This is a genomic window from Polycladidibacter hongkongensis (genome assembly GCF_001561995.1).
Taxonomy (GTDB): Bacteria; Pseudomonadota; Alphaproteobacteria; order Rhizobiales; family Stappiaceae; genus Pseudovibrio; species Pseudovibrio hongkongensis.
Map to the genome: position 1 here is coordinate 33139 of NZ_LLWC01000020.1, position 18806 is coordinate 51944.

At 51.1% G+C, this 18806-nt stretch carries 17 protein-coding genes and 2 pseudogenes; 5 read left to right on the forward strand and 14 right to left on the reverse strand.

The features are described from left to right. Positions 1 to 94: 94 nt before the first annotated feature. A pseudogene (locus AYK82_RS07815) lies at positions 95 to 331 on the forward strand (IS6 family transposase); the annotation flags it as partial. A gap of 472 nt (positions 332 to 803) precedes the next feature. Next, positions 804 to 974 carry a hypothetical protein gene (locus AYK82_RS17960; RefSeq protein ID WP_156453295.1) on the forward strand — a complete coding sequence of 57 codons (171 nt, stop codon included), beginning with the start codon at positions 804 to 806 and terminating at the stop codon, positions 972 to 974. A 99-nt stretch (positions 975 to 1073) separates the two neighbouring features. Here the strand turns inward: AYK82_RS17960 and AYK82_RS18590 are convergent, their stop codons facing one another. Next, complete coding sequence (locus AYK82_RS18590) at positions 1074 to 1199, reverse strand: hypothetical protein (protein WP_279626422.1); 126 nt, start codon at positions 1197 to 1199, stop codon at positions 1074 to 1076. 226 nt (positions 1200 to 1425) lie between these two features. Here AYK82_RS18590 and AYK82_RS18595 point away from each other — a divergent pair, with 226 nt between their 5' ends. The 3 genes and pseudogenes from AYK82_RS18595 to AYK82_RS07830 form a co-directional block, all read left to right on the forward strand. After that, on the forward strand, positions 1426 to 1866 hold the full coding sequence (locus AYK82_RS18595; RefSeq protein ID WP_244265731.1) for a reverse transcriptase/maturase family protein: 441 nt from the start codon (positions 1426 to 1428) through the stop codon (positions 1864 to 1866). Further along, on the forward strand, positions 1812 to 2363 hold the full coding sequence (locus AYK82_RS18600; RefSeq protein ID WP_244265732.1) for a group II intron maturase-specific domain-containing protein: 552 nt from the start codon (positions 1812 to 1814) through the stop codon (positions 2361 to 2363). Before AYK82_RS18595 ends, AYK82_RS18600 begins: the two co-directional genes overlap by 55 nt. A gap of 152 nt (positions 2364 to 2515) precedes the next feature. Continuing rightward, positions 2516 to 2992: pseudogene (locus AYK82_RS07830) on the forward strand (IS3 family transposase); the annotation flags it as partial. A gap of 85 nt (positions 2993 to 3077) precedes the next feature. On the opposite strand, the gene AYK82_RS07835 reads toward AYK82_RS07830, so the two are convergent. The 13 genes from AYK82_RS07835 to AYK82_RS07895 form a co-directional block, all read right to left on the reverse strand. Continuing rightward, positions 3078 to 4364 carry a BatD family protein gene (locus AYK82_RS07835; protein WP_068313738.1) on the reverse strand — a complete coding sequence of 429 codons (1287 nt, stop codon included), beginning with the start codon at positions 4362 to 4364 and terminating at the stop codon, positions 3078 to 3080. Continuing rightward, a complete protein-coding gene (locus AYK82_RS18330) occupies positions 4361 to 5893 on the reverse strand; it encodes a VWA domain-containing protein (RefSeq protein ID WP_082733814.1) in 1533 nt (510 codons plus the stop codon). Before AYK82_RS18330 ends, AYK82_RS07835 begins: the two co-directional genes overlap by 4 nt. Beyond that, complete coding sequence (locus AYK82_RS07845; protein WP_068313740.1) at positions 5890 to 6876, reverse strand: VWA domain-containing protein; 987 nt, start codon at positions 6874 to 6876, stop codon at positions 5890 to 5892. The genes AYK82_RS18330 and AYK82_RS07845 overlap by 4 nt, the downstream gene beginning before the upstream one ends. Beyond that, positions 6869 to 7351, reverse strand: a complete 483-nt coding sequence (locus AYK82_RS07850; RefSeq protein WP_068313743.1) for a DUF4381 domain-containing protein — start codon at positions 7349 to 7351, stop codon at positions 6869 to 6871. The genes AYK82_RS07845 and AYK82_RS07850 overlap by 8 nt, the downstream gene beginning before the upstream one ends. Further along, positions 7344 to 8348, reverse strand: a complete 1005-nt coding sequence (locus tag AYK82_RS07855; protein ID WP_068313746.1) for a DUF58 domain-containing protein — start codon at positions 8346 to 8348, stop codon at positions 7344 to 7346. Before AYK82_RS07855 ends, AYK82_RS07850 begins: the two co-directional genes overlap by 8 nt. A gap of 10 nt (positions 8349 to 8358) precedes the next feature. Then, a complete protein-coding gene (locus AYK82_RS07860; RefSeq protein ID WP_068313749.1) occupies positions 8359 to 9357 on the reverse strand; it encodes an AAA family ATPase in 999 nt (332 codons plus the stop codon). 88 nt (positions 9358 to 9445) lie between these two features. After that, complete coding sequence (locus AYK82_RS07865) at positions 9446 to 11056, reverse strand: arylsulfatase (protein ID WP_082733815.1); 1611 nt, start codon at positions 11054 to 11056, stop codon at positions 9446 to 9448. Positions 11057 to 11323: 267 nt separating this feature from the next. Beyond that, positions 11324 to 12394 (reverse strand): siderophore-interacting protein, encoded by a 1071-nt coding sequence (locus tag AYK82_RS07870; RefSeq protein WP_068313751.1) that lies wholly within the window; start codon positions 12392 to 12394, stop codon positions 11324 to 11326. Positions 12395 to 12412: 18 nt separating this feature from the next. Further along, the gene (locus AYK82_RS07875) at positions 12413 to 13207 is read right to left on the reverse strand and encodes an ABC transporter ATP-binding protein (protein WP_068313754.1); all 795 of its coding nucleotides are present in this window, start codon (positions 13205 to 13207) and stop codon (positions 12413 to 12415) included. Continuing rightward, complete coding sequence (locus AYK82_RS07880; RefSeq protein WP_068313757.1) at positions 13207 to 14247, reverse strand: FecCD family ABC transporter permease; 1041 nt, start codon at positions 14245 to 14247, stop codon at positions 13207 to 13209. Before AYK82_RS07880 ends, AYK82_RS07875 begins: the two co-directional genes overlap by 1 nt. After that, entirely contained in the window at positions 14244 to 15290 is a 1047-nt protein-coding gene (locus AYK82_RS07885) for a FecCD family ABC transporter permease (protein WP_068313760.1), read from the reverse strand. Before AYK82_RS07885 ends, AYK82_RS07880 begins: the two co-directional genes overlap by 4 nt. Beyond that, positions 15287 to 16348, reverse strand: a complete 1062-nt coding sequence (locus AYK82_RS07890; protein ID WP_208976437.1) for an ABC transporter substrate-binding protein — start codon at positions 16346 to 16348, stop codon at positions 15287 to 15289. Before AYK82_RS07890 ends, AYK82_RS07885 begins: the two co-directional genes overlap by 4 nt. A gap of 66 nt (positions 16349 to 16414) precedes the next feature. Further along, positions 16415 to 18631, reverse strand: coding sequence for a TonB-dependent siderophore receptor (locus AYK82_RS07895; protein ID WP_068313762.1), 2217 nt, complete (start codon positions 18629 to 18631; stop codon positions 16415 to 16417). Between the last annotated feature and the right edge of the window lie 175 nt (positions 18632 to 18806).

Below are 18806 nucleotides of genomic sequence, written 5' to 3' on the forward strand. Positions count from 1 at the left end.
ATGCTTGTTGATGACTGCGCATACTCTCGGAAAGGCTCTGTTGCAAAATTTAACAGCTTCAAGCAAGCTCCTTCATGTGTTGGGAGAGCTTTTGATGTCAGAGTTCAAATATCGTCAGTTCCGTGGCGAGATCATTCTTTGGGCCGTTAGATGGTACTGCAAATACGGCATCAGCTACCGCGACCTTGAAGAAATGCTGAAGGAGCGCGGCGTAGATGTGGACCACACAACATTATATCGCTGGGTTCAGTAATACGCCTCAGAGCTGGAAAAACGAGCATTGTGGTACCAGAACCGCCTCTCATTTTCCTGGCGGGTAGACGAAACGTACGGTGCGCCTCGTCTCGGATTGTCCGAGGAGGCATATGATTAGAATGCAATTTGAGAAAGGAGGAAGTTACAAAAGCCATATCTCCCGCTGCGGGGAGATAAGAGCCGAAGCGGCGGTGACCTGTTGTCTGCTGACAGAGTGACGTAGCCCGTGGGAAAAGAGGATTGAGGCAAAATCCGTTATGCCGAGATGGTCCTCCAGGCTGAGTATTGGAAAGTCGAGGAACACGAACCGGTTCACTCGTATCTGAGGGTTGAAATCGTCACCTGCGCCTACGCGGGTTAACAGGCGTACCATCCTTGAGAGGCTGCGATATGTAAGTGGAGTCGCTCCAAATGCAGAAGTACATGTAGCACTTCCCGCATGGGCTGTGAGGAAAACGTAGCCAGAACACGGTATGGATGGCGACTTGCGGCAAGCAAGGGCAAAGACAGCGACCGGCGGCTTCCCCAGTCCGCTTTAAGTCCAACATATGAACGAGGGAAGGCATGGCTGGAATGCTAAGGAAGCAAACTCCGATGACGACCATGCTGGCGGAGCTCCCGTAGTAGTCTGCGACAGGGAAAGCCTGTTACACGAGGCCGGAATGGGTCGGTCTTGTGGCGAAGGGGAGCAGTTCAAGTTGTTTGGCGTTTCAGATTAACTGACTTAAGCAAGGTGAAGACCTTTGATAATCAGCGAAATGCAACACAAACTCGCTATGTGGGCCTCAAATGATCGAACCCGCCGGTTCGATCGTCTGTTACGGCTCATAGCCAATCGGGTCTGGCTTGCCGAGGCCGCCCGCATTGTTCTGGCGTCCAGTGGCGCCCGAACGGCGGGCATTGATGGAATGGATAAGCAGCACCTGCAAAATAATCTGGATCACTATCTGGAGTGTCTACAGAAGCAGCTTTTGGTGGGTACCTACTGCCCCCAGCCAGTCAAACGGATCTACATTCCCAAAGCCAATGGCAAGCAAAGGCCCTTGGGTACTCCAAATCTGATAGACCGCATTGTCCAGCGCGCCATGTTGATGGCTTTAGCCCAACTGGGAAAGCGACTTTCACCGCAATTCCTATGGGTTTCGGCCAGCGCTGAGCGTGCATCACGCTGTGCGGACAGTGAGACCCCAACTGCAGGATTCAAACTGTGTCAGAGGTCGGTGGATCATCGAAGGTAATCTGGCCAGCTACTTTGACACAGTGCATCACCGGCTGTTGATCCGCTGTGTGCCTCGCCGTGTCCAGGACAAGAGGTTTATCAGTTTGCTCTGGCGTATCCTGAAGGCAGGCCATGTTGATCACGGCCTGTTCAGGGCTGCAAGCCAAGGTGTTCCGCAAGGCGGGGTTCTCTCTCCACTCCTGTCCAACATCATGCTCCATGAGTTTGTAAAGTGGTTGGAAGCGAAATACCTGAGTAAGAAAGCCCGTAAGGATCGGTGGGCGTGGAACTTCGGCATTCAAAAAGCCATCCCCATAGCGGTGCGGAAGAACCGTCAGTGGAAGCAATTCGTGAAGAATGCCGCGCCTTTCTGGAAGGCAAGCTCAAACTGACGCTGAATATGGATAAAACCCATGTCACCCAGGTCAATGACGGCTTTGTCTTTCTAGGACACCGCATCATTCGCAAACGGGAGAAATGGGGTACCATGCGTGTTTCCACCACGATACCCAAGGAAAAGGTCAAAGGGTTCATCCATAAACTCGTCAAGGATCTTTCCGGCAATCATGAAGTTAGAACTGCCGACATGATTGACCGCCTTCACCGCCAACTGGCGGGTTGGGCGACGTTTTACAAGTTCACGGGCTTTACAGCCTATGTAATCCAGAAGATTGATAATGTTGTGTTTTGGAAGTTTGCCCATTGGCTGGCACGCAAGTACCGCTCTCGTATTAAGCCTTTGATGCGTAAGTGGCTCAAAGCGCCAGAAGAAGGCAAAGCAAAGACATGGCTGACCTATGGGGTCAGTGAACAAGGTCATCGTGTAGATAGAGCGCTCAGACGGCTGATCACCAGTCCCAAGGCGCAATTCAAATGGCGTAACCCTTAGCGCAATCCTTATCTCTTTAGAGAGGAGCAACGCTCTACCGTTACCTCATGCTATCATGTTGTCGCAGTGGCTCTAAGCCAGACTTAAACGGAGAGCCGGAGGCGCTGAAAGGTGCACGTCCGATTCGGGGAGGAGAATCTCATTTGAGCTTCTTACTTCACTTCGGGTCAAAGGAAGGCTTAGCCTATCTTGCCGTCGTGATCGACCTCTTTTCTCGCCGCGTTGTCGGTTGTTCGATGCAGAGCCGCCAGACCACGGATGTCGTGTTGCAGGCCCTGCTCATGGCCGTATGGCGTCGGAAGCCGAAGAACAAGGTTTTAATCCACTCGGACCTGAGCTCCCAGTTCACCAGAATGGATTGGGCTTCGTTCCTCAAAGCTCACAACCTCGAACATTCAATGAGCCGGCGTGGGAATTTTCACGACAACGCTGTCGCCGAAAGCTTCTTCAACCTACTCAAGCGGGAAAGGGTACGTCGACGAACCTACAAAACGCGCAACCACGCCTGGCGGGATGTGTTCGATCACATCGAGATGTTCTACAATCCAAAGCGTAAACATGTCAGAAACGGGATGCTGTCGCCCGTCGAATTCGAACAGCAGCAGAAAACGAAAACCGAGGGTGTCTAGAAAACGCAGGGCAATTCAAAGTGCTGAACGCGAGATACACGATACGCTGACAAGCATTATAGGCTTAGGCCTTAGTTTATGTCTCTTACCGTGGGTTTAATCCTGTGCTTTTGGTAGCATTTGGGTGTGCACGCTGCCTATTTTTTCTGCGGGTAAGACGTGCCGCTAACAACACTTTGCGGCGCAGACCTTTCGCGCATCTGTTCTGCTCACCAGAATATGTCTCAGCCCCAAGCTCAATAATCGCACTCGTGAGAACTGCCCAATTGCCTTTGTCGGCACCACTATGACTTACCGCTTGCCATTGCAACATCGCACTCCACATCGGCCCAATTGCATCGGCATTTACCGCCTTTCGGAACTGCGCATACTTATAGGGTTCGGCGGCTACATATCTGGCTCTACTGGCTAAAAACCATCGCTTCAACAACAACGCTTTTTTAGCACAAACAATCGCAGCTATGGCCAGTGACGACAAAACGACTAAGCTTAGCACAGCGACTTTGAAGCTTACCCTAGAACTGCCCGGCGCCGCAGCTATATCCAAGACAAGGGGAGGAATGCTTATCGTTTCGACGCGCTGATCCTCGACATTGTACCATGTAAGTTCAACGCCTGAGATTTGGGTTTCACCAGCGTCCTCCATAATATACGTGGTGTTTTCGGTTCGCGAACCGGCGGCAACGCCGCTGTTGTCTGTTTCCCTGAGAACAGGCTCAGACGAGTATGCCCTTAAGCCATCAGGAGCCTGCGCCCGGTTCATCCGAGGCAACACCATGGGCAATCCACCAGTGATTGTCGCAGTAATCGTCCGCTCAACCGCACCACCAACAACCGGCTTATCTATATTGCCACTGTTTTTCACCTCTAGCGCGACACTCTTCGCGGCAATAAATGGACGCAGATTTTCCGCTGTTTGCGGTACTACAGCAGTAAAGCTGCGCGTCGGCACCTGCAAGCGTTTGCTTATAGCTGCCTTGCCATTTGGATCAGTGTAAGTAATCTCAATGCTTTTAGCGGGTAGGTTGTAGTCCCCTGCGACTAGTGGATATAGAGCGTAGGTTTTTCTAAGCCCCGCCCACAGCGCGCCATTTACACGCTTGCGCAGCGAACGAACAGAGCCATCTCCCGCACGTATCGCCACATTTGGTATATCATAGCGCGGCATCTCAGGCGGCTTGGGGAACCAAGTTGGCACAAAGATGTCGATTGTCAACAGCACTGGCACGCCCGGCATGGTTTGCTGGCTGGAGAGAGATATGTCAAACACCACCTGTTTCTCCGCACCCTGCGCTTGGCGAGACATCGGCCCGAAGGCGCTAAGAATAAAGAGCAGTAAGCACAACAATTTTGCCAAACTGGCTTGTTTCATTGCCTTTGCTCCGTCGCCTCTTGTGCAAAACGATTTCGCAAAAAATCAGCGGTGTTAGTTTGGATGGTTCTCATCCATTGATCAACTGAGTTGACGTGTAGCCCATCCTGCTCATTTTGAATTTGAGTGTCGGAACCTAAAGCCTTCTTATTATCAAAAACGGTTGCGTCCGCTCCAACGCCGGTATGCTCGCCTGTATCCGCTGCAACCCTAGCATTCTCCACAAACTCAAGAATTGCTTTGGCTAAAGCAAGGTTATGCATGGCAACCGCGTTATCTGGCTCTCGCTCCAGGGCCTTAGCAAATGCAGTAATGGCGGGTCTGTACTGCCGCGACTTTAGCAACGCTATCCCTTCGCCAACAGCCGCATTTGTACTAGGTAATCCGCTGTAAACTTCGGCAGCTTGCGTGTATTTCCCCAAACGCGAGAGGGAAAGAGCCCGCCACATTGGATCATTAAAAGTCTTGGCCGCTTGATCATATTCTTTATTCTTGAAAGCAATGGCGCCCTGTTGATCTGGTGTCAAGAACCAGTCTTTCCACCCCTCCGCATGCGCTGCATCTGGTGCCATCAACATTACTAAAAGCACCGGCACAACAAAGAAGCGTGTTGTCCAGCCTCTTCGAAACGTAAGCAACAGCAATATCATCGCCGGGATTGCTAGTAGCGGGCCTTGGTCTTTCCAGTTTTCCTGACCGCTGCTTGCAAGCGCTTGATTGAAAGCAATCTTAACCGCGCTTGTTACAGCGTTCAAATCATGATCGGTAGCTGTAACCTGAACGACGGGGACCGAACGCGGTAAATCAATCACATCTACTTGCGAAAGTGTCGCAAACTGCCAAACAACAATTGATTGTTCAGCAGCAGACTGTGCCACAACAGCTTGCTCCGTGAGCGAAAGCTCATCAACAAAGAGTATGATGGAGCCCGCCGTTTTTTCCTTAGCCAAAACAGCCTGCGCCATATCAAGCGCGGCCTCGATATCGCTTCCCTCTCGCGGCATGATTTCAGGAGACAAACTTTGCAAAAAGCTCTTTAAAATGCGTGGGTCTTCAGTAAGGGGGGCAACCTGATGGGCGGTACCTGCGTAAACGACGAGCGCTGTTTTGGCACCCAAGCGGTTAGCCGATAAATCCTCTGTCTTTTGCAAGAGACGCTGTAGACGACTAGGTGCCAGATCCGTTCGATTGAGGCTGTTTGCCATACGTACAACCATCACCAATGGCGCTTTGTCCCGCAGCAATGGGTTTTGCATGAGAGACCATGTGGGACCGGCTGCCGCCAAGCATAAGAAACAAAGTCCAAGCCCGGCAAAATCAATAGGTCGCCATTTGGCCTTGCCCCGCGTGCCTACGGTCAAGGCCTCCACAAGATGTGGTGCCATCTGATCGGGCGCGCGAAACTCGCGCACGTTTCTGCGGCACACCAAGTACCAAAGCAGCGCAATAAACGGCAATGCCAGCAACCACAAAGGGCGCAGAAAGTGAAAAGAACTGAATATATAAGTAAGGTGATCCGACAGGCTCATGTCCGCCTACTCCTAGTCAATGAAATGCAGACAAGGGCGGCAAAAAACGCTACGGCCAAAGTCGCCGCGCCGATAACAAAGTACGGAGCCAGTGGTATGCGCGGACGATATGAACTGGTTTCAACCTTTTGTGGTAGCAACGCATCAATGCTTGCGTATATTTGGTACAAGGAGTTTTCGCCTTGCGCATGGTAATACGCGCCGTCGCTTAGCTTTGCGATCTTCTTTAAAGTCACCTCATCCAGTTTTTGCTCACCCTTTCCTAGAGGGTCTCCGATACCAATACTGATGATTTTGATGTTTTTTTTCGCGGCGATTTCGGCAGCATTGATGGGCGACATGCGGCTGCCGGTATCTGCGCCATCACTCAGCAAAATAAGCAAGCGATCCTGCACATCGCTGGTCTCAAAGGAAAAAATCGCCAGTCCGATGGCATCGCCAAGCACGGTATGAGGACCAGCAATGCCCACCGTGGTTTGCTCGAGCAGCTCGCGAACACTGACAGTATCATGGGTGAACGGGACATAGATATAAGCACGGGAACCGAATACAATCATCGACAGCCGATCGTCCCCACGCATTTCTATAAAACGATCCAACACTTGCTTGACACCGGCCAAGCGCTGAATGTTTTTGCCGCTTTGGTCTTCAAAATCGACCTGATCCATCGATCCAGATAAATCGACGCCTAAAATGATGTCGCGTTTTGACTTGGTTTGAACGATCGGCTCGCCCAAGCGCTGCGGTTGACTTAACGCGAGCACCAGAAACACCCAAACAACAGCGGTAACAATCAGTTGCACCTTGCTTTGCTCTAGCAACGTCGAGGCAGGCCCCGGCTGCAATCCAGCGGCGCTGGCAACCTCGGCAAAGAATGGAAATCGCAAGGCCGGAACAGGCTGCTTAAATGGAGGGAGTAAGACCCATACTGCAATTGGCAGGGGCAACAAGATCAAGGCTAGCGGGACGGACAACTCAAACATGCATCCTCCTTTGCAGGGGCTTGTGTGTCTTGATCCACTTCGAAACTAAGAGCCGGAGCTGTTCATCGCTTACCGCTGTTCTGTAAATATCGTGTGCGAATACCCTGCCAGGACCAATTGAAAACTCGAGATCGGGCGCTGAGGCCTCCAAAAACTGCAGCCACGCATCTCCGCTTAGCCTCGCAACTTCTTCCCGCGGAAACGCATGTAATGCAGTTTTTTTAAGCAAGCGATTAAGTGCGGCGGGTTCCGCCTGCATACGCTGCAACGCTCTCAGTGCTGATCGCCGATAGGCGTTGCGCTTCTGCCTTTCCAGCAGTCTTTTGGCAAAATAGACTGCAACAAGCAGCACAAGTGCCAACACAACAAGCCATCCGCTGGTCTGCGGCCACATTGAAATCGCGGGGGGGGGAGGCGGTTGTTCGATTTTTTCCATCAGCCGGGGGAGTGACAGGCCTTTAAATTGCTCATCCATCGCCGCTCCTAACTGCTCTGCGCCTCACACCAAGCAGTTGTCGCAGTTGCTCTAATGTTCCGCGGCCTGCGCTGATTGGCAGGATCGGGACGCCATATTGGCGTTGCCATCCCACCAGCTGAGAGATGCGCCCTTCCGAATAGCTTTGCAAGCTGCGCAGGATCGGGCCTCGTGCCGTGTCTAACTCAACTTGCATAAACCCGTTGGAAATAACAAAACAGCTGTTCTTTGGAACTTCATGCGCCGATGGGTCACGAACGGGTATCAGAATGAGACTGTTCCTGACTGCAAGTGCACCAACGAGCTGTTTTGTCCGTTCAGTAATACCATCGAAATCGCTTATAATAACAAGGAGATATCCACGCCTTGCTGCGGGCAATAATTTCGAAAGTGAATGATCAAGGATTTGCGGGCCTGCAGCATCAGGCAGCTCCGCCTGCAACCGGTTGTTGGCAGCTGCTAAGATACTGATGAACCGCTCTAATGATGAACGCCCGCCCCGTGGTTTGAGAAGCTTGATTTGGGTGTCGTTAAAAACAAGACCGCCAACTCTGTCTCCGGCTTTGTAAACGGTGTATGCGATCAACGCCGCTGTTTCTGCTGCACTGACTGACTTCATATTCAGCTGCGTACCGAAAAACATCGACATACGTTGATCAACTAGAATAATCGTCGGACGTTCTTTTTCTTCCTTATAAACCCGGGTGTGCGGTTGGCCCGTGCGAGCAGTAACTTTCCAGTCTATGGTGTTAGGAGCATCACCCGGTTGATACCTTCGCAAGTCATCAAAGAGCAAACCCCGTCCACGGATTGCGGAGGCATGCCGCCCCGCCAAGATGCTGAGAACCGGCTGCTTACTTGTTATGTTAAGCCCGTGTATGCAACGAGAAAGCGCCTGTAGGTGGTCGCGCGTGCAATACACCCGCGGATCCACATCAGTCTCTTTGTATACCGCTTTGTCAGACCAGTTTGTATTGCGCGTCGCACCTGCTCCCATTTGCAACCTCTCACGCAACAGCGACGAGCTGTAGAATGCGCTGGATTATCTGATCTGCAGTCGTGCCTTCACCCTGCGCTTCAAAGCTGAGAGATATTCGGTGCCGCAATACATTTGGAGCAACTGCGACGATGTCTGCCGGATCAACATAATCACGACCTGCAAGCCATGCATGCGTTCTCGCGCACCGATCTAAGGAAAGCGAAGCGCGCGGACTGGCGCCAATTTCGATTTGCTTAGCCAGTTCTTTGCAATAGCTTGCCGGTGTGCGTGTCGCGTAGACCAGCTCAGTTACGTATTCATCGATCGCTTCCGCGACATGTAACGCGCTGATTTCTTCACGTGCTTTGAAAATGACTGCTTGCGGAATTGGCTGACTGTTTTCATCGTTGCTGGGCAGCGGGCCCGTCGCAGGGTCGGCGCGTTCTATTTCTTCCGCGCGGACAAGCTGAATGACTTGCTTTTCCTCCTCAATAGTTGGGTAATCTATAAGCACATGCATTAGGAAGCGGTCCAGTTGCGCTTCTGGGAGGGCATATGTGCCCTCTTGCTCAATAGGGTTTTGTGTCGCCATGACCATGAACAAGCGCTCCAATCTGTGCGCTTTCCCTGCAACGGTGACTTGCCTTTCCTCCATTGCCTCTAGCAAGGCTGACTGTACTTTCGCAGGGGAGCGATTGATCTCATCGGCGAGCACGATGTTTGCAAAGATCGGGCCGGGCTCAAATCTAAACTGCCCCATCCCCTCGATCTGGTGATAGACTTCGGTTCCGGTTACATCCGAAGGCAAAAGATCCGGTGTAAACTGAATGCGCTTGAATGTCGCTTGAACCGTGTCTGCTAGCGCCTTAACCGCCCGTGTTTTCGCAAGACCAGGCAAGCCTTCAATCAACAAGTTTCCATTTGCGAGCAAACCGATGATCAAGCTCTCCACGACGGCTTCTTGACCAACAATACCTTGCTGCATTTGCCTTCGAATACAAGCGATTGACGTCCGCGCATGCTCCATAAACGATGCTCCTGACAAATGCACTGGCCGAAACAGAAAAGATGCTGGCGGCCAAGCAAAGCCGCCAACACGTTTCAAAGTGTCAACCCTAGCGAGGCGGCGGGACCTGTAACTTTTCAAGCACCTGATCGATACTAAAGCTTGGCGCTTTCTGCCTTGGCGGAAACTCTTTAAAGGTCTCCAAGAAATTAGCGACATAAAACTGCGCTGGCACAAGCAAGAACACCCGATCAATTACCCAGTCATAATAGGTGTTTGAGGTTCGATAGGAACGCTCCCATGGATCACGACGAAGATTGAACAACAGCGGGACCCTCAGCGGCGTAAACGGCTCAATCCACGCGCGTAATGTCGTGTACTTTTTCTGCTCTAAAAAGATCAGCTTCCAATCATTCCATCGCAGAGCAGAGAGATTGCCATCATCGGTAAAGTAGAAGATCTCTTCCCGTGGGTCTTTGTCTGTCTCGCCTCTAAAATATGGCAGGAAATTGTAGCCATCCAAATGGACCTTATAGGTTCGGCCAATGGCTTCAACACCGCCTTGTTTCAGCTGGTCCTTGATATCAGGCACACCAGCAACGGCGAGGTAAGTTGGTAACCAGTCCATATGATGCATAATAGCATTTGACACTGAGCCTGGCTCAATCACACCGGGCCAACGCACCATAGAGGGCACACGCCAGCCGCCCTCCCAGTTGGTGTTCTTTTCGCCAAAGAACGGGGTCGAGGCGCCATCAGGCCAAGTATTGTAGTGTGGTCCATTGTCCGTCGAGTATTGTACGATGGTGTTTTCTGCAATGCCAAGGCGATCAAGCGCGTCCAGTAACTCACCAACATCCAAATCATGCTCAATCATACCCGCCGTGTACTCATCCACATGGCGGCCAGCGAGCTCATCGGCTTTTTTGCGCATTTCGTCGCTCACATGTACGCGAAAGTGCATTCGCGTGCCATTCCACCAAACGAAGAACGGTTTGTCCTGCTCAACGGCGCGTTCGATGAAGTCAATTGCCGCGGCGACTGTTTCATCATCAACCGTTTCCATGCGCTTACGTGTCAATGGCCCAGTGTCTTCCACTTTGCCATCAGCGGACGATTTGATCACACCACGCGGTCCGAAGGCCTCTTGGAATGTTCTACCATCCTTAAGCTTTAGATCACCGGGGTAGTCCTCATTTTCTGGCTCTTCTTCTGCGTTCAAATGGTAGAGATTACCGAAAAACTCGTCAAACCCATGATTGGTTGGCAGCATATCATCCCGGTCCCCAAGGTGATTTTTTCCAAATTGACCGGTTACATACCCTTGAGCCTTCAAAAGGCCTGCAATAGTTGGATCCTCAATGCGCATGCCAAAGTTTGCACCCGGCATTCCGACTTTTGACAAGCCTGTTCGGTAAACGCTTTGCCCAGTAATAAATGAGGAGCGGCCCGCAGTGCAGGATTGCTCGCCATAGTAATCTGTAAACAGCACTCCTTCATTTGCCACGCGATCAATATTTGGCGTGTGATAGCCCATGAGGCCACGGCTATAGGCCGACACATTGGTGATCCCAACATCATCACCCCAAATGACCAAAATATTCGGTTTTTTCTTCTCACTCTCTTGAGCTAGCACCTGCATTTCAGTGAATATGAGGAAAATTCCAGCCGCTATAAGGGTCGCCACCCCAAACGCTTTGCACGCTTTGAGTTCCTTCATGGAAATCTCCCGAGTATTTGCGCATTAGAATGCTGTTTTTGTTGTCTCGTAGGAGAGATAGGAACGGCGATATCAAGTATATTCCGCCTATCCACTCGGGATTATCGACCAAAGAAACTTAAGTAATTACTAAGAAAAGAAACTTACCGCAAAACAAAACTTAACAGTAAAAGGCTTGATCCGAAAAAAACTAAATATTTATCATAATTATATTGGCAACTACAGCTTACCAACGAGTTACTACCAAAATACAAACTGTTTTCTTTACTAGTCCCAAAAACCGGCGATATAGGCGTTTTCTTTGGCGAAATTCAATTCCTCAAAGAAATACGTACGCGCTTTTCGGGCAACCGGTTTTTTAGTTGCGAAAAAGAGAAGGCTACTTTCGCTCGTCCTCGGAAGCCCCAACTTATGGTAGCTAGCTTTTGCTTCTTCCAACAACTGCTCCAGCTCGCTTGCGTTTGAGCGTTCAATTTGCTTAAAGGAAACACCATCTGGCAGTTGCAAATTTTCATAGCGATTGCCCTTGGCTAAGCTAATCAGCACTGCGCCTTTTGCTGTATGCGGAAGAGCTTCACATATGCGTGCGATAGCAGGTAGAGCCGTTTCATCTCCAGCAAGCAGCACCTGCTGCGCCTGCATTAATCCACCACCAACAGGGCCGAGAATACCAAGCTTTTCTCCCGACTGCACCTTCTGAGCCCACGTGCCAGTTGGCCCTCCCTCGTGCAAGAAGACATCGAAGTCGAACGTGAGTTCATCGGTGTTTACCCTTCTGACCGTATAAACTGGTCGACGCAAATTGTCCGCTCCACTTGGCCACACACTGCGGCCATTTTCATCCAAATGCGGATAAACAGGATCGCGGGACAAATCCGCAGGTAAAAGAAGGCGGAAGTGGATTGGAGAGCCTAAAAACCGCTCAACGCCCTGCCCAGCAAGAGTAATGCGTTGAAAGCAGTTTGAAACTATCTGTGTTGAGACCACTGTAAGCTCTGCGAAATCCGGTAGTGGCGCGTTCTTTATCAAATCCCCCTGCCATCGCAGCGCACGCGCATACGTCGCGTCGCCGATACCCATGTGCTCTAAAACACCTTCCTTGAGCTGGTGGAGTACAGTTTTGTCCATTGCTTTAAGTTGTAACAACACCATGTCATCGCGTTGCCTCAGACTGATCACACCGTATGGCAACATCACTTGCACCACTTGGCTGCTTTCTCTTGAAAACGGTAGACCATGCTCTTTTGCTTCGTGAATCAAAGCAGCGCTGGCATCAGAAAAAGCGATTTGGGACAGTTCAGCCTCAAGGCTGAAGCTTGTTTGATCATCTATCTTCATCTCAAATTCTTTCGATACCTAGCACGGAACAACCAGCGGCCCACCGCCAACGGGATCCTTGATGATATGTGCATTCAAAGAAAACGCCGCCTTCATATTTGCTTCTGTAATCACCTGTTCAGGTGTGCCCGTTTTTAAAAGCGCACCTGAACGCATTAGGATCAGATGATCGGCGTAGCGTGCAGCCAAATTGATGTCATGCAATACAGCGACAATCGTTGCTCCGCGCTCTTGCTTGCAGCGGCGCAGCAATTCTAACAATTCAATTTGGTGGGTCAGGTCTAGGAATGTTGTGGGTTCATCCAACAACATCAGTTTTGTATCTTGCGCAAGCGCCATCGCTATCCAAACACGTTGACGCTGCCCACCTGATAAGGCGGCAAACTCACGCTCTGCCAAATCCTGAATGCCGGTAAGCTCTAAGGCATCATCAACGGCCCTTGCATCTTCTAAACTCCACTGCCTTAGAATGCTCTGATAGGGCAGGCGACCGCGCCCCACCAGCTCACGCACAAGAATACCCTCTGGCGCCTGCGGCATTTGAGGTAGCACCGCCATTTGTTGCGCGACATCCTTGCTACGTTGCTTGCGAATATTCTTGCCGTTAAGGCTCACACTTCCGCTTTTCAGCGGCAATAAACGTGCAAAAGCTCGCAGTAAGCTGGATTTACCGCAGGCATTTGGCCCCAGTATTACGGTAAGCTCACCTCTAGGAATACTCAGTGAAAATTGGTCAAGCACCGCGTTTTCACCGTAGCTCAGTGTTATATCGTGGGCTTCTAGTGATGTTTTGGAAGCAATAGCGTCAAGCATTAGGAGAGAGGCCCTCTAGACTGTTTTTTTAAGTGCCAAATCAAATAGGGGGCACCAATAAATGCGGTAAACACTCCTGTTGGCAAATGCAGGAAAAGATAGTCATTGCGCGACAGAAAATCGGAAACCAACACGATGAAGGCGCCCAGCAATGCTGAAGCACCCATAGAGTAAGAGGCTGTTCGCAACAAACGTTGTGCAAGCGGCCCTCCAATGAAGGCCACGAATGGCAAAGGGCCAGCGACGGCAACACCAATTGCTGCCATCGAAACACCAAGGATCACATTAGCCAATCGAAGTGCTTTTAGCTGAAGTCCAAGGCTTGTCGCGACATCATCGTCCAGTTGCAAGGCGTCAAGCCACATTTGTAAAAACCAAGCGGCAGGAAAGAACACAACCGTTGCCCCGATCGCCAACCACATTTGAGCAGGTGAGACCGACGCCAAGGACCCAATCAACCACTTTGCCGCCTCCGACGCCAACTCGATATCGAGCTTTGACATCAACAAATCTGAAAGTGCAACCAGAGCAAAGCCAACACACAAACCCATCAAAATCATCCGGTTTAAAATCAAACCGTTTTGCCATGACAGCCAAAGCACCAAAGCGGCGGCAGCTAACCCGCCAGCAATAGCCGAGCCAACGAGATAGGTTGTTCCACCGCCAAAAAGAATGCTTGCCAATGCGCCGGATGCTGCGCCTGCATTGAAACCCAGGATATCGGGAGAGGCGAGGGGGTTGCGAAACAAGGATTGAAATACTGCCCCAGACATAGCAAGCAAAGCGCCAACACAGATGGCACTTAAAAGGCGTGGTAAGCGCACATCAAAAACAACAACTTGCGCATATATGTCAGCCTTAAGCGTCAACGCTTTCCAAAGACCATGCAAACCAAGCTGGTAGCTACCAACAGTTAGGAAAAGCAGCGCAAAGCAAGCAACAATCGCACCCAAGGTTGCAATTACAAAAAGGCTGCGTTGCCTCACGCGAAAGCTGAACATGTTACCAGCAGAGCGCAGCACCCAAACAGAAGCACTCATGCACCTCTCCCTTTTTGTTGCTTAAACAAGTAGATAAACACTGGCGCACCGATTAGGGCGCATGTTACTCCCGCCTGAAGCTCTTGCCCTTCCAAGGCTATGCGGCCCACTATGTCTGCCAAGAGCAGCAGCAGTGCCCCAAAAAGCGCAGAGAAAACAATCAACCACCGGGTATTTGCCCCGCTAAATAGACGCGCTATATGTGGTGTCAGAAGCCCGATAAATGCAATCGGTCCGGCAAGTGCAACTGACGCGCCACAAAGCACGACAACCACCGCTAAACTGCCAAGTTTCACCAAAGCAACGCGTGCGCCTAAGGATCTTGCCAAGTCTTCTCCCAAGGCCATGGCATCAAGCGACTTGGCGAGCAAAGCGCAAAGCACAAAGCCCACGAGGAATAAGGGCCAAGACACCGTAAGCCCCTCTAATGTAACCTGACTAAAAGATCCCAGCACCCAATGGCGATACACCTCAAGGGCTTGCTGACTTGCGATTAAAATGCCCCGCACTGCGGCAAGCAAAAACGCGCTAACCGCAGCCCCGGCAAGTACCATGCGTACTGGAGAGAGACCCTCGAAACCCCGTTTGCGGCCTTGCGCTAATGTGTAGACAAGCAAGGTTGCCAGTAGCGCGCCGGTCAGTGCGGGCCATATCAAAGTGCCTCCTATGGCAAAGCGGCTACCCACGATTACCAAAACAATGGCAAAGGAGGCGCCGGCATTCACTCCGAACAAACCTGGATCAGCGAGAGGGTTGCGTGTTATTTCCTGCATTACTGCGCCTGAAATGGCTAAGGCGCTACCCACAAGCAAAGCAGCTATTGTTCGCGGTAAACGCATCTCCAGAATTACAATTTGTTCCGCCGGCACTGAGGACACGCCAACCAGCACATCCCAAAGGTTGTGAAACGAAACTTCGCGCACCCCAAAAGCCAAAGACGCAAGAGACGCTAGAATGACGGCTAGGCCTAGCGACAGCAGGATCGCCCACGGATTTAACCTTGAGTTTGTTGCTTTGCGACTATCTGCAACGGATACGCTCATTGACGTTGGACTCCGGTATGAGTGGCGTTGTAAGATCCGTTGGCTGGCGCGATGCCCGCCGCCACAGCACTTGGCACCTTCGTATTGGGATCTCCATCCATTGCTGCCTCAATCTCAGGAATAATGTGATCAAGGGCGTAGTTGAGTGACAAAGGGGAAGAGTGTGAAATTGCCGAGGCGACCAATAAATCAGCGACGACCTCGCGGCCTTGCCGGTGCACATCCAGCAGAGGCAACAGCTTATGCTGTTTTAACAGCGAGGCGGTGCGTGCGTTGTCTAGCCAGACCATTAAATCCACGTCTATTGGGCTTAGGTCCTCTGGCGATACGCTAATATAGAAATTCCGATTGTCGGCCATTCGGTCAATCTGCGGCGATACAATAAATCCAAGATCGGTTAGGAAGCGCCCGCGAAGATCCTTTGATGGATAGCTTATGATTTTATATGGCCACGCAATCGCAGCAGTTTTGCCGGACCATTGCGGATGCGCTGCGCGAATTGTGGCGAACCTGTTCTCCAATGAACCAATGACAGCCCCAGCTTGCGCCTCTTTATCCATTGCCTTGGCAATTGTGCGTGTCATAACTTGCCAAGGACTGGTAAAGTTGCCAAAGCCTTTCGCTGGAGGCAAAGTTGGCGCCACCTTGGCAAGAACATTATATTGTTCCTTGGTAATGCCGGACCATTGCGCTTCGATTAAGTCTGGCTTTAGCGCGATGATTTTCTCCAGATTGAGTTCACCCCACAAGACAATAGGGGCATGATCCCCCAGCGCTTCTTGCGCCCACGGCCACACACCGTACTTGTAATCCCCATACCACCGGCGCAAAGCGTAAGGTTTCACCCCAAGGCTAAGCAAATAGTCATGGCCAATGAAGCTAATTGAAACGACGCGCTGCGGCTTACGCTTTATTTCAGTCTCGCCGTAGATATGTTGGATGCGGACTGGGTAATCAGCGCAATACGCAATCTTGCTTACACCAAACAGTGCAAACAAAAAGGCCAGTATTGGCAATATCCAGCGCGCATTTCCATTGGGAAAACAGTAGGCAGACAATGATTTGTCCTCAAAGAAAAAATGAAGAGCCCGCCTCACTAACAAGCGAGACAGGCGTTGACGGGATTAGAATTTCGCACTCATCTGCAAGCGCAGCTCGCGGCCCTTGCCATAGGTACAGTTCGTGCTCTCGAACAACCTCGGATCAATCCGCGCCGCACCCGCATCAGCACAAGAGGCAACATAGGTCTTGTTCGCCAGATTACGGCCAGTTAGCGAAAACTTTAGATTGTTTACTTCGTAGTTCAAGGAAGCATCAAAAAGACCAACAGATGGAAGCTTAATCTTGTTTGCTTTGTCCGAGAAACGCTCGCCGGTAAAGCGATAACCCGCTGCAAAGCTTAGGCCTTCTAGCGCTTCCTGCTGAAAATCATGCTTCAACCAGACAGACGCTGTATGTTCTGGAATGCGCACCATGCGATTGCCAGTATACTGTGCATCCTTGGTTATTTTCGCCTGCTGATAGCTGTAGCTTGCAATAGTCGAGAAGCCGTAGCCAAGCTCGGCAACCGCCTCGAACTCGAGACCTCGAACACGAACCTCACCGGTTTGCACAAAGAAACCACGGTTTGCCGGATCACTTTCAGTAACATTTGATTTGGTAATCTCGTAACCCGCAAGCGTGAACAGCCCGTCAAAGGTATCAGGCGAATACTTAAGCCCGACCTCAAACTGGCGAGACGTTTCAGGCTTTAGCATCGATCCATCTACATAGGCACCCGCGGGCGGAGCATTAAAGGATGTGCCGAAGCTCGCATAAGGGGTTAAGCCGAAATCGAACTGATAGGAGAGCCCAAGACGGGCGGTAACCGCAGAGTTACGGCTTTCGCTTTGTTGCACAACCGCTGGAACCGGCGCTTGCGAATGACTTTTCACTGTCGTCTTATCATAGCGCAAATTGGCAGCAATATTCCACTTGTCGTATAGAACAGTATCTGCGACCGCATAAACACCGATCTGCGACATCCGCTGGTTTAGATAGGCAGGCAAGTGCGTTCTCATACGCGGATCAGCGGCCAAAAGGTTTGTAATCTCGCCGGTAAAGGGGTTCATTTCCCCTAGATATCCCATTGCATAGCCGGCCTTGGAGTTACCCCAGAAGAAATCGGTTCCAAGGAGCGCGCGTGTCTCACCTGCGTCAAACTGGAATGTGTACTCAGCCGCCGTGTCGACAGATGCCTGTTGCGAGATTTGGTTGACGTTGAATTTCTGCAGCAACATCCGATCGATTGGACCGGCACGTCGAAGCAAAGAAGCCGAAGCAAATCCACCTGCGTTATATGACCCATTGTAGTCCAAACGATGGTGGGCATAGCGCGCGCGCTGTAGTAGGCGCAACCCGATATCGAATTCGTGTTCAAACTCGTAACCGACGCTATTCTGGTTCATCACAATGTTGTTGTGATCGGGGTGGCTTGCCAGCGTATCCCTACTAATTTGCCCAAGTGCGTTGCTCTTGAGCGTTCCGGACATTGGCAACACCTGATAGGTTTCGCCAATTTCATCACGCTTAAGCTGGCCCAAGACAGTCAGCTTGGTGTGCTCACCCAGCTTTGCAGATACGGAAGGAGCGAAGTAAAGACTGTCGTCCTCGGTACCTTTGTATCTGGTGTCTGCATCTTGAAGCACCCCAACCAATCGATAGGTAAACGGGGATCCTGCGCCTAGTGGCCCTGTAACATCTACGCCGAGACGTTTCTGATTATGTTCGCCATAGGCAACAAATGCTTCTGCTGCAAACTCGTCGCGTGGACGTTTGCTTACAGAATTAACAAGACCGCCAGGTTGGTTCGCTCCATAGACATCGGAGGTAGGTCCGCGCAAGACCTCAGCACGTTCCATGGCAAAGGGCTCGCTACGCCAACCACTCCATCCAAATGTACGCAGAGGCAAGCCATCTCGGTAGTTACCGCCAATTTCGGTTACAAACCCGCGGATGGCGAATTCATCGTAGCGTCCATCATAGCCGTAGGTCGCAGTTGTTACACCTGCGGTATAAGATATCGCTTCTTCCAGTGAACCCGCACCTTGATCAGCTATTTGTTCGGACGTAATAACCGATACCGATCTTGGTGTTTCCGCCACATGCAACGCAGTTCGTCCCGCGGTTGCTGAAACGCCTGCGACATACCCCTCGGTCGGAGAATTGGCGATTTCTTCAGCTGTAGGAGCCTTCAGGATAACAGGATCCAACTTAACTTCAACTTGCTGCGCAAGGCTAGGCACAGCACTAAATACCACAGCCGAAACAGCTGAGCTAAGGAGAAGGGACACACTTCTCATTGGGGACGCTCCCAAAAAAGGTTAACGCCGTACTTTTTAGATGCCGGTGGGTTTCAAACTGTTGCTGATCGGGCTATTGAGAAATCAATTGGCTAAGACCATTGCAGCAAAGTACTTGTGCGTTATCGGTTGTTTTTTCAATTCGTGACAACCTTTCTACAAATGCTGATTTACG

Coding starts and splice junctions, on each gene's coding strand:
- AYK82_RS17960 (WP_156453295.1), top strand. CDS start 804: ATGAACGAGGGAAGGCATGGCTGGAATGCTAAGGAAGCAAACTCCGAT.
- AYK82_RS07835 (WP_068313738.1), bottom strand. CDS start 4,364: ATGAAACAAGCCAGTTTGGCAAAATTGTTGTGCTTACTGCTCTTTATT.
- AYK82_RS18330 (WP_082733814.1), bottom strand. CDS start 5,893: ATGAGCCTGTCGGATCACCTTACTTATATATTCAGTTCTTTTCACTTT.
- AYK82_RS07845 (WP_068313740.1), bottom strand. CDS start 6,876: ATGTTTGAGTTGTCCGTCCCGCTAGCCTTGATCTTGTTGCCCCTGCCA.
- AYK82_RS07850 (WP_068313743.1), bottom strand. CDS start 7,351: ATGGATGAGCAATTTAAAGGCCTGTCACTCCCCCGGCTGATGGAAAAA.
- AYK82_RS07855 (WP_068313746.1), bottom strand. CDS start 8,348: ATGGGAGCAGGTGCGACGCGCAATACAAACTGGTCTGACAAAGCGGTA.
- AYK82_RS07860 (WP_068313749.1), bottom strand. CDS start 9,357: ATGGAGCATGCGCGGACGTCAATCGCTTGTATTCGAAGGCAAATGCAG.
- AYK82_RS07865 (WP_082733815.1), bottom strand. CDS start 11,056: ATGAAGGAACTCAAAGCGTGCAAAGCGTTTGGGGTGGCGACCCTTATA.
- AYK82_RS07870 (WP_068313751.1), bottom strand. CDS start 12,394: ATGAAGATAGATGATCAAACAAGCTTCAGCCTTGAGGCTGAACTGTCC.
- AYK82_RS07875 (WP_068313754.1), bottom strand. CDS start 13,207: ATGCTTGACGCTATTGCTTCCAAAACATCACTAGAAGCCCACGATATA.
- AYK82_RS07880 (WP_068313757.1), bottom strand. CDS start 14,247: ATGAGTGCTTCTGTTTGGGTGCTGCGCTCTGCTGGTAACATGTTCAGC.
- AYK82_RS07885 (WP_068313760.1), bottom strand. CDS start 15,290: ATGAGCGTATCCGTTGCAGATAGTCGCAAAGCAACAAACTCAAGGTTA.
- AYK82_RS07895 (WP_068313762.1), bottom strand. CDS start 18,631: ATGAGAAGTGTGTCCCTTCTCCTTAGCTCAGCTGTTTCGGCTGTGGTA.